Source organism: Parabacteroides faecalis (assembly GCF_022809355.1).
GTDB lineage: Bacteria > Bacteroidota > Bacteroidia > Bacteroidales > Tannerellaceae > Parabacteroides > Parabacteroides faecalis.
In genome coordinates, this window is sequence record NZ_JAKZMM010000101.1 from 1 (window position 1) to 2814 (window position 2814).

At 39.3% G+C, this 2814-nt stretch carries 1 protein-coding gene and 1 pseudogene; both read left to right on the forward strand.

Annotation, left to right across the window (positions count from 1 at the left end; genetic code table 11):
* Positions 1–366 precede the first annotated feature (366 nt).
* A pseudogene (locus tag MUN53_RS18215) lies at positions 367–1155 on the forward strand (phage integrase SAM-like domain and Arm DNA-binding domain-containing protein); the annotation flags it as partial.
* Positions 1156–1483: 328 nt separating this feature from the next.
* On the forward strand, positions 1484–2725 hold the full coding sequence (locus MUN53_RS18220; protein WP_243326837.1) for an AIPR family protein: 1242 nt from the start codon (positions 1484–1486) through the stop codon (positions 2723–2725).
* Positions 2726–2814: the final 89 nt, after the last annotated feature.

A 2814-nucleotide genomic window follows, 5' to 3' on the forward strand; every position in this document is an offset into this window, starting at 1 on the left:
TGTACCTTATTGTATTTTTTATCTTTGCAAAGGTAATATGTAAAGCCTTTTAGTAAGACTTATTTTATCTGTAGAGTTTTTTAGTAACGTATCAAAAAAGTGTAAAGTAAACGCAGCAAGAAAAAGCAAGGTTGATGATAATACAGCAAAAATGCAGTCTATTAAGCAGTTAGGTGTTTAACTCATAATACTGCATAAGCTGAAAAAGGAGGTCCGCTAAAAGCTGCGAAAGACTTCAGTTCCCATATCGTTACTGATATAACAGGAACAAGAAACGGCACAACGGGTTCTATTTCAGTAATTTGCACAGTTTTTCATACCTGAGGACAACTCGCTTGATATTAACTTTGTAACGAACAAAAAAGTATGAAAACGAGTATGAGCAGATCGACCTTCAAAATCCTCTTCTACGTGAAGAAGGGCAGCGAGAAAGCCAACGGCTATCTCCCCCTGATGTGCCGTCTTACGGTGGACGGCGAAATCAAGCAGTTCAGCTGCAAGCTGGACGTGCCCCCGAAACTTTGGGACGTGAAAACGGCACGTGCCACGGGCAAGAGCGCCGAGGCGCAGAAAATCAATGCGGCGGTTGACCGGATACGTGTGGACGTGAACCGCCGTTACCAGGAACTGATGCAGTCCGACGGCTATGTCACCGCCGCCAGGCTGAGGGACGCCTGCCTCGGGCTGGGCGTGAAACGCGAGACGCTGCTGAAGCTCTTCGAGCAGCACAACGGGGAGTTCATCAAGAAAGTGGGACACAGCCGCGTGCAGGGAACATACAACCGCTACCGTACCATATACAGGCATCTTTGCGAGTTCGTCCCGAAAGTGTACCGCCGTGACGACATCCCCCTGAAGGAACTCAACCTGACGTTCATCAACAACTTCGAGTATTTCCTGCGTACGGAGAAGAAATGCCGCACCAATACCGTATGGGGTTACATGATCGGGCTCAAGCACGTCATCTCCATCGCCCGCAACAGCGGTGCGCTTCCCTTCAACCCCTTCGCCGGGTACATCAACTCCCCCGAGAGCGTTGACCGGGGCTACCTGACGGAGCGTGAGATACAGACGCTGATGGAGGCCCCGGTGAAAAGCGGGACCTGCGAACTGGTACGCGACCTCTTCATCTTCTCTGTGTTCACAAATGTTGCACTGAATAAAATATGCTTGTAAATCAGAAAGTTATCATCAGGCGAAAAGAGAATAGGTAATGGTTTAGAAACCTTTGAAGTTCACCATTTTGCTCATTTCCAATAAGTCAATCAACTAATTGCAAAGATACAAATTCTTTTGAATATAATTATTAAAACTTGTCCTTATTAGTTTATTTAACAATTAGAATGTGAACTTTGCTTCTTGTTGTATTGTCACACAAGTAATTCTCAATCATTCTTAATATTCTCACTTTGTTTTTACAGAAATTGTTGCGAAGTTCGTATATTTGCAATATATAAACTTCATAATAAAGAAAAATAATAGTATGCCGAATAAAAATCTTACAAACAATCAACTGTTACTTAAAGAAATCATATCTCAGGAATATTCTGAGAATAATCAATTTGCGTCACTTGATACATTCTTTGAGCTGTTTTCAGCTAGTCAAATCTTAAAAAATTATGCATTTAGTGATGAAGAACTTGAAAATGGTCTTATTGGAGGTGGCAATGATGGCGGTTGTGATGCTGCTTACGTTCTTTTAAATAATGAGATTATTACTTCCGACCAAATAGATTCTTTAGATTGCCGCAAAGGATCATCTCTACAATTTATCCTCATCCAATCTAAAAACACATTAGGATTTGGTGAAGATGCCATTATGAAATGGAAAACCATATCAGAGAATTTGTTAGAAATGTCCAATGATATAAGTCAGTATCAAGACAGATATAGCGAAAGTGTCAGAGATGTGTTTATGCTATTTCGTGACGCGATGACAAAATTAGTTACCAAACAGCCCAGGGTGTCTTTTAAGTACTATTATGTGACATTAGGAACTGAAATACATCCTAATACAGCGGCGCAGGCTGAAGAACTTAAAACTATTGTGCAGAAAAAGTACCCTAGTGCTTTGATTTCTGTAGAGTTTATCACAGCAGACAAACTTATGTCTCTATACAACAGTGAGCCAGACGTTAATGTAATTATAACATTAGCAGACCAAGCTATTACACTCGGCAAACAGAATGAATATGTTACATTAATAAATATAGCAGAATACTATAAATTCATAACAGACTCTTCCGGTAATTTACTGAAAGGTATTTTTGAATCAAATGTTCGCGATTATCAAGGTAGCAATTCTGTAAATTCATGCATAGCAGATACCTTAAGAAACAAAGACACAGCAGATTTTTGGTGGTTAAATAATGGAATTACTATATTGTCTGATAAAATTACACTGATTACGAATAGGCAACTATCTATTGATAACCCAGAAGTCGTTAATGGGCTTCAAACTTCTAGAGAAATTTACAATTATTTTTCGGAGAGTAAAGATAAGTTGAATAATGAAAGTAGAAATGTACTTGTGAGATTTATAGTCCCCGATTCAGAGGAAATTCGTGATGACATTATATTCGCGACTAATAACCAAACAAATATACCCAAATCTTCACTGCGGGTTACTGACCCAATACATCTCCAAATTGAGATGTATTGTAAAACGAGAGGGTTATATTATGATAGGAGAAAAAACTATTACCTTAATTCCGCAACACTTTGATTTAACTTTATTTATAAGTTCCTGAGCAACAAAAAGTTGCTCAGGATTTTGCCATGTCAGATTTTTCACTTATCTTAGTGTTGCAAATC